The organism is Cribrihabitans pelagius (assembly GCF_048820915.1).
Classification (GTDB): Bacteria; Pseudomonadota; Alphaproteobacteria; order Rhodobacterales; family Rhodobacteraceae; genus Cribrihabitans_A; species Cribrihabitans_A pelagius.
Window position 1 is genome coordinate 1 of record NZ_JBMERR010000050.1, and the last position, 7,749, is coordinate 7,749.

Here is a 7,749-nt window from a genome sequence, read left to right on the forward strand (position 1 = left end):
AGGGCCGCGTGGAACGCGCCACCCGCACGTTGCAGGACCGGCTGGTGAACGAACTGCGGCTGGCCGGCATCTCTGACATGGAGGCGGCCAATGCGTTCCTTTCCGGTTTCATGGAACGGTGCAATGCCAAGTCCGCCAGGCCGCCAGCCTGCCCAGCAAATATGCGGACAGCTGCGAATTCGCGGACGGGCGGCGGGAGTTCCGCTGGAAGGGGATCCAGCTCCCCTCCCCGGCTTTCGGCAAGGATCAGCGCGTCCCCCAGGCGGCCCTTACGGAGAACAAGCGCCTCGGCGCCGGGCTGGAATTCATCAAGGCCGAACAGGACAAGGCCCCTCCGAAGAAGCGCCGCGTCGGAAAACAGCGCACACGTTATCAGCCGACAGGAAGGCGCAACGACGGCGGGAATACACTGGCAGACCGCAAGCCCAGGGCAACCCGCGCAGCCAGCCAGGGTTCTGATATTTGAGGTCTACTCCCTGCCAGGCTGCGCTCCCGTCCGGGCCCTTGGTGACATTCCTGCTTTGCGCGGCCGGTGACATTTCTGGATGGTTGCAACAAAAAGCCGTGCAGGGGGGGCGCGCTACCCTCAACTGCGACTCTTGTTAGAAAACAGTATGTTGTCTGACGAGAGGAAACGAAATGGGAGCTGTTTACAGCCAGCTGAGTATCACGGAACGGCGCAAGATTGAACGCTGGAGGCATGCGAAGGTCCCTGTGAACGAGATGGCGCGCGTCCTTGGACGCTGCAGATCGACGATATTCCGGGAGTTGAAGCGGAACCATTTCTCCGATCCCTGCCTGCCGAAATGTGATGGCTATTATGACGCCGCAGCGCAGCTGATGGCGGCCGGCCGACACGCGCGGCAACGCAAGCTGATCCGCGATCCGGAGTTGTGCCGCCGTGTCGTCGGGCGGCTGAAGCATGGCTGGACGTCAGAACAGATCGGCAACCGGATGATCCATGAAGGCGCCAGGCTGCGGGTCTGCCAGGAAACCATCTACCGGCACATCTATTCCAAGGAAGGTATGGCGCAGGAGCTTTGGTGGTACTTGCCAACCCACCGCACGGCCCGCAGGCCGAGGCGGGCCCGCAAGCGCCAGAAGCCAAAATTCCATCGTGATGTCAGTATCCTGATCCGGCCCGACGACGTCGCGCACAGACGTCAATTCGGTCACTGGGAGGCAGATCTTATGCTGTTCAAACAAAGCCTTGGACAGTCCAACGTGACCTCAATGGTTGAGCGCGTCAGCCGCTTCACGGTTCTCTTAAAGAACCCGAACAAGCGTACCAAACCGGTCATGGGCAATATCATGAAGGCAATCAGCGACTTGCCTCTTGCTGCACGCAAATCCATCACATTCGACCGCGGCACCGAATTCATCTCCTGGCCGCATCTGCAAGCACAGACCGGTCCGCAGACATGGTTTTGCGACCCCTCCTCGCCTTGGCAAAAGGGCACGGTTGAGAACACAAACCGGCGGGCCCGGCGATGGCTCCCGCGGAAGCGCGATATTCGGCAGTTCTCAGATCACGACATGAAAGTAATTTGCGACCGCCTTAATAACACGCCCCGCAAATGCCTCGGGTGGAAAACACCCGCAGAGGTATTCAGAGAGAAGATGATGGAAGAACTGGGCCGATCCCCCTACCCTCAGAGGCAATAGGAGTCGCGGTTCAGGTATCGCTCACACGCAGGCATCGCTCCACCATCTGCCGCACGCGCAACCGTTTCGAGAACCGCTCGCTGCCGTATCGAGCGGCTATTGCGGTGCGACTGCGCAGCGGAGCGCGGCCGCCAGCACTCCCCGGCGCGGCCCGAACGGGCGCAGCATCCAATGAAGCAACGGCCCGACAACGTTCAAACGATCCGGGCCGGCTGCCCGCAGCATAGCGCGGGGCTGGTGCCCCCGGCTTCAGCCCGGCCGGACGCAACGCCGCCCCGGCGGCAGCTGCGGGCTCCACGCCATCTGCATGGCCCGGCCCTGCTTGTCCTGTGCTCCCGAACCTGTCCGGAGCTCCGTGCCGCAAGTGCCGTCAGGAGGGGGCCTCCCCCTCACCGACCGCCGCTCCCGGAGGAAACGGCGCCCGGCTTCAGGAGGGAGCGGATCCGGCATCCGCATTCTTGCCGACAATGATGGCAAAATTTTCGCAATACCCGCTGACAAATGCCAGCTGCAGCAATGAAAAAAACCTCCAGGCCGCATAAACCGGAAAGAACGCAGTGAAATAACTTGACCAGTAGCATCTCTCCAGATGAAAGATCCGGCCTCCATTTTCCGATATGATTGCCTTGAATTCCGGTGGCGAGCAGCGGTTATAGAATGCAGGAAACCCGTCGGTTTCCTTATGCGGAAAGATCGAGTGCAGCAGCCGCCGCTTGAGGCCCTCGGGAAGCCATCTGTTCAGATGCGCGAACACCGCGTGCCTGCACGGTGTCCTGATCAGGGCGTGCCCCCCGGGCTTCAAGGCAGAAAGCAGGTTTTCCAAAGCCTTCCGGGTATCCCGCACGTGTTCCAGCGTGCTTTTGCAGATAATGATGTCAAAGGGTTCCTCATCCGGCGGGAACCCAGAAGTGACATCCAGCACCCGCGTGTAGGAATACGCTCCAAGCGGGGCATTGGCCAATTCTTCGGGATCAATGTCGATTCCGACATAAGTGATGTCATTTTCCCTGACGAAGCTGCCATTCAGAAAGGGCTGCTTGCCGCCGCCGAGGTCGGCAATGCGCATTCCCGGTCTGATATAAGGCATGATGTCCGGAAACGTGTCCGACTGCTGTGCTGAAAGCCGGTCCGAGAACAATCGATCATACACCCGTGACGCCTTGATGTTGACCGAAACAAAACTTCTCAGAATACTTTTTAGAACGCCCGACCGCATTTCCATTTGTTTCACAAGACCAACTCCCCCGTAACCAAAAAAACACTGACACAACAGGTCCAGTAAAAGAATATGACCGCGGCCCCGGGTTGACAACGGTAAAGTCGGGACCTTGCGGCACCGGCCGGACCCGGCGGCGGCTGGCGCGGGGAGCCGCACAGACCGGCTGGCAGAAGGCGGGCAAAAGGCGGGGCGGCGGCCCGGCCCGTCCCCGTTTGCCATGAGCGGGCCTCATGAAAACCTTGATGATTATGAAGTGGCCGCGAAGACGGCGGGGTCTAAGTAGCGCCACTACAGCGCATCCCCTTATGGACACCAGTCAGCCATGCCATCCCGCCCCCTCAGCGAGTCTCCCGTCACCGCCCGCCTGCAGCAAGCCGCGCGCGAGCGCATTCTCATTCTGGACGGCGCCATGGGCACGCAGATCCAGCAGCTGGGGCTGTCCGAGGCGGACTTTCACGGCGCCCCGCATGGCCCTTGCGCCGGCCGCCACCGGCCCGGTGACGGCACACCGCAGCACGGCAACAACGATCTCTTGAACCTGACCCGGCCGGAGGTGATCGAGGAGATTCATTTCCAGTATGCCATGGCAGGAGCGGATATCGTCGAGACAAATACCTTCTCGTCGACCGCCATCGCGCAGGCGGATTACGGAATGGAGGCGGCGGTCTGGGACCTGAACTGGCACGGGGCGCGGCTGGCCCGCAAGGCAATGGCCCGGGCCGAAGCCGTGAACGGGCGCGCCCGGTTCGTGGCAGGCGCTTTAGGGCCAACCAACCGCACCGCCTCGATCAGCCCGGATGTGAACAATCCGGGTTTCCGGGCGGTGACTTTCGACGAACTGCGCGCCGCCTACGGCGAACAGGCCCGCGCGCTGATCGAGGGCGGCGCCGATATCCTGCTGATCGAAACCATTTTCGACACGCTCAATGCCAAGGCGGCGGTCTTTGCCTGCGAAGAGATCTTCGCACAGCGGGGACAGCGGTTGCCCGTGATGATCTCGGGGACCATCACCGACCTGTCGGGCCGCACCCTGTCCGGCCAGACCCCCGCCGCCTTCTGGCATTCCCTGCGCCATGCCCGCCCGCTCACCATCGGCCTGAACTGCGCCCTGGGCGCCGGGGCGATGCGCCCGCATATCGCCGAATTGTCGCGGGTGGCGGATACTCTGATTTGCGCCTATCCGAACGCGGGGCTTCCCAACGAGATGGGTGCGTACGATGAAAGCCCCGAGGCGATGGCGGCGCAGATCGCGGAGTTCGCCCGCGATGGGCTGGTCAATGCCGTTGGCGGCTGCTGCGGCACGACATATGACCATATCCGTGCAATTTCCGAAGCGGTAAAGGGCTGTCCGCCGCGCCCGGTTCCGGAGCAGCCGCTGCTGACGCGGCTCTCGGGGCTGGAGCCCCTGACCCTGACCAGGGAGATCCCCTTTGTCAACGTGGGCGAACGCACCAATGTCACCGGGTCGGCCCGGTTCCGCAAGCTGATCACCAGCGGCAATTATACCGAGGCGGTTGAAGTCGCGCGCCAGCAGGTCGAGAACGGCGCCCAGATGATCGATGTGAACATGGACGAGGGGCTGATCGATTCCAAACAGGCGATGACCGGTTTCCTGAACCTGATTGCCGCGGAACCAGATATTGCCCGCGTGCCGGTGATGATCGACAGCTCCAAGTGGGAAGTGATCGAGGCCGGGCTGAAATGCGTGCAGGGCAAGGCGATCGTCAACTCAATATCAATGAAGGAAGGCAAGGCCGGCTTCCTGGAACAGGCCCGCCTGTGCCGGGCCTACGGTGCCGCGGTGGTCGTCATGGCTTTTGACGAGGAAGGTCAGGCCGATACCGCCGATCGCAAAGTGACAATCTGCACCCGGGCCTACAGGCTGCTGACCGCGGAAGCGGGATTTCCGCCCGAGGATATCATTTTCGACCCCAACATCTTTGCCGTGGCGACCGGGATCGAACAGCATGACGCCTACGGGATCGGCTTCATCGAGGCGGTGCGCCGGATCACCGGGGCTTGCCCGCATGTGCATATTTCTGGAGGTGTGTCGAACCTCAGCTTTTCGTTCCGTGGCAATGCGCCGGTGCGCGAGGCGATGCACGCGGTGTTCCTGTATCATGCCATCCAGCAGGGCTTGGACATGGGAATCGTCAATGCAGGCCAACTGGTGGTCTACGATCAGATCGATGCGGAGCTGCGCGAGGCCTGCGAGGACGTGGTGCTGAACCGCACGCCAGCAAACGGCGGCCCGGCAACCGACAACTTGTTGGAGATTGCGGAACGGTACCGGGGTCAGGGTGGAGCCAGGAGCCGGGAAAAGGACATGTCCTGGCGCGGGCTGCCGGTCGGGAAACGGCTGGAGCATGCACTTGTCAATGGCATCGCCGAGTTCATCGAGGAGGACACGGAGGAAGCGCGCCAGGCAGCTGAGTGCGCTTTGCATGTGATCGAAGGGCCGCTGATGGTCGGCATGAATGTCGTAGGGGACCTGTTTGGTGCCGGAAAGATGTTCCTGCCGCAGGTGGTGAAATCCGCCCGCGTGATGAAACAGGCAGTTGCGGTTCTGCTGCCCTACATGGAGGCGGAAAAACGCCGTAACGGCGGCAATGGCCGCAAAAGTGCGGGCAAGGTGCTGATGGCGACCGTGAAGGGCGATGTGCATGACATCGGCAAGAACATCGTCGGCGTCGTTCTGGCCTGCAACAATTACGAGATCGTCGATTTGGGCGTGATGGTGCCTGCGGAGAAGATCCTGCAGACCGCGCGTGAGGAGCAGGCCGATGCGATCGGCCTCTCCGGTCTCATCACCCCCTCGCTGGAGGAAATGGTGCATGTGGCCGCCGAGATGGAGCGGCAGGGGTTCCAGCTGCCCCTGCTGATCGGCGGGGCCACCACCTCGCGGGTGCATACCGCGGTGAAGATCCACCCGCAGTACAGCCGGGGGCAGGCGGTGCATGTGAATGATGCCAGCCGCGCCGTGGGCGTGGTCTCGGCGCTGCTCTCCGGCAGCCAGAAGACGGATTACGTGGCGGGCATACGCTCGGAATATGCGGATGTGGCCGGAAAGCACGCCCGCGCCGAACTGGCCAGGAAACGGCTGCCCTTGACAGAGGCCCGCGCCAACGCGCTGAAACTGGACTTCAGCGGCTATCGGGTGCCCGCGCCCGGTTTCCTTGGCACCCGCGTCTGGAACGATTGGGACCTCGGCGAGCTTGCGCGCTATATTGACTGGACGCCGTTCTTCCAGGCCTGGGAGATGAAGGGTGTCTACCCGCGCCTCCTTAACGATGAACGGCAGGGCGCGGCGGCGCGGCAGCTGTTTGCCGATGCGCAGGACATGCTCGCCCGCATTGTCACCGGAAAATGGTTCACCCCGCGCGCCGCGATCGGCTTCTGGCCGGCCAATGCCGCGAGCGATGACATCCAGCTGTTTTCGGACGAAACCCGCACCGAAGAGCTGGCAACGTTCCACACCCTGCGCCAGCAGAGCGCGAAACGCGCAGGGCGGCCGAATGTGGCGCTTTCGGATTTCGTCGCGCCCGAAGGCAGCGTGCCCGATTACCTGGGCGGCTTCGTCGTGACCGCGGGCATCGAGGAGATTGCCATCGCCCAAGCATTCGAGAAGGCGCAGGACGATTTCTCGTCGATCATGGTGAAGGCGCTGGCGGACCGGATTGCCGAGGCCTTTGCCGAGCGCCTGCACGAAAAGGTCCGCAAGGAGCTGTGGGGGTATGCGCCGCAGGAAAAATACACGCCGCAAGAGCTGACCGGCGAGCCCTACCGCGGTATCCGCCCGGCGCCGGGCTACCCGGCGCAGCCGGATCACACCGAGAAAGCGACCCTGTTCAAGCTCTTGGACGCGGAGGCGGCCATTGGCGTGTCGCTCACCGAAAGCTATGCGATGTGGCCGGGCGCATCGGTCTGCGGGCTGTACCTGGGCCATCCGGAGAGCCATTATTTCGGCGTTGCCAAGGTGGAGCGGGACCAGGTCCGGGACTATGCCGCACGCAAGGGCCTCGATGTGGCGGAGGCGGAACGCTGGCTTGCCCCGGTCCTGAATTACGCGCGCCAGGGCCGAAATGTGGCATCCGTAACTTCGGCTGACGTCTAAGTTTAGACTTTCTCCGGCGCTGAGAGAAGGCGCTCACGTAGGACTTCGAAGGGCGCTTTTCCTTTCAGGGCAGCATGCGGCCGGTGGCAGTTGTAGTAGCTTTCCCACTCTTTCAGCTTGGTTCGGATGTCGATGTCGTCGACGTAGTCAACAAGCTGCCAGAACTCTTCCGCATCCGCCTTCAGCTGGAGCCGTTCTTTCGCCAGGAGGCGTCTGGCAATGCGGGTCACCAATTGCGCAAGCCGTTTCACCATCGGCAGGGCGGGCCTTACGGCTTTCAGCGTTTCGTTCCGCTCGCTCTTCGTCTCGGGCGCCGATGCCCCCAGGCCAGACGCGGCGGCTGACCGGGAGCCGCCTCCTGCCAGTACAGCGCCCCATCGGCGACCAGCTCCAATCCGCTCTCGATGGAGGCGGTGATGACTTCAGCTTCAGCAGCCGCCAGCCGGGCCTTTTCCTCAGCCTCTTCCTGCCGCTTTTCCTCGGCGGCCCGGGCAGCCCTTGCCTCAGAAGCCGAGACCTGTTCTTCACTGCAGCGCCGGATCAGCTGCAGATGCCGCCCTGCCAGATTTGCGATTTCCCCTTTCTGCGCGTTGAGAGCCCGCTGCAGACGGTTCCGCTTGCGGGAAATCCGCTCTAGGTGTTTGATCCCAGGGTTTGATGGTGCGATCCATTCACGAGAATGGAAGGAAGCTCTATGGGACAAGTTCGTCACGGCAGCGCCACGCACTGTCACCCGGCAGGCGATTGCGGA

5 protein-coding genes and 1 pseudogene are annotated in these 7,749 nt (G+C 62.5%); 3 read left to right on the forward strand and 3 right to left on the reverse strand.

The window, feature by feature from the left end; genetic code table 11:
• Both ACOHX0_RS21605 and ACOHX0_RS21610 read left to right on the forward strand, forming a co-directional pair.
• Positions 1 to 466: pseudogene (locus tag ACOHX0_RS21605) on the forward strand (ISNCY family transposase); the annotation flags it as partial.
• 173 nt (positions 467 to 639) lie between these two features.
• On the forward strand, positions 640 to 1,665 hold the full coding sequence (locus ACOHX0_RS21610; protein ID WP_420679316.1) for an IS30 family transposase: 1,026 nt from the start codon (positions 640 to 642) through the stop codon (positions 1,663 to 1,665).
• A gap of 427 nt (positions 1,666 to 2,092) precedes the next feature.
• Here the strand turns inward: ACOHX0_RS21610 and ACOHX0_RS21615 are convergent, their stop codons facing one another.
• The gene (locus ACOHX0_RS21615) at positions 2,093 to 2,887 is read right to left on the reverse strand and encodes a class I SAM-dependent methyltransferase (protein WP_420679320.1); all 795 of its coding nucleotides are present in this window, start codon (positions 2,885 to 2,887) and stop codon (positions 2,093 to 2,095) included.
• A 319-nt stretch (positions 2,888 to 3,206) separates the two neighbouring features.
• Between ACOHX0_RS21615 and metH the strand changes: the two genes are divergently transcribed.
• Positions 3,207 to 6,998, forward strand: a complete 3,792-nt coding sequence (gene metH / locus ACOHX0_RS21620) for a methionine synthase (protein WP_420679317.1) — start codon at positions 3,207 to 3,209, stop codon at positions 6,996 to 6,998.
• 2 nt (positions 6,999 to 7,000) lie between these two features.
• Here the strand turns inward: metH and ACOHX0_RS21625 are convergent, their stop codons facing one another.
• Positions 7,001 to 7,252 carry a hypothetical protein gene (locus tag ACOHX0_RS21625; RefSeq protein ID WP_420679318.1) on the reverse strand — a complete coding sequence of 84 codons (252 nt, stop codon included), beginning with the start codon at positions 7,250 to 7,252 and terminating at the stop codon, positions 7,001 to 7,003.
• A 23-nt stretch (positions 7,253 to 7,275) separates the two neighbouring features.
• Positions 7,276 to 7,749, reverse strand: a 474-nt coding sequence (locus ACOHX0_RS21630; RefSeq protein ID WP_420679319.1) for a hypothetical protein, incomplete at its 5' end; no start/stop codon positions are given.

Bases quoted from the DNA above. Each gene is read 5' to 3' on its own strand.
- ACOHX0_RS21610 (WP_420679316.1), top strand. From the start codon at position 640: ATGGGAGCTGTTTACAGCCAGCTGAGTATCACGGAACGGCGCAAGATT.
- ACOHX0_RS21615 (WP_420679320.1), bottom strand. From the start codon at position 2,887: ATGGAAATGCGGTCGGGCGTTCTAAAAAGTATTCTGAGAAGTTTTGTT.
- metH (WP_420679317.1), top strand. From the start codon at position 3,207: ATGCCATCCCGCCCCCTCAGCGAGTCTCCCGTCACCGCCCGCCTGCAG.
- ACOHX0_RS21625 (WP_420679318.1), bottom strand. From the start codon at position 7,252: ATGGTGAAACGGCTTGCGCAATTGGTGACCCGCATTGCCAGACGCCTC.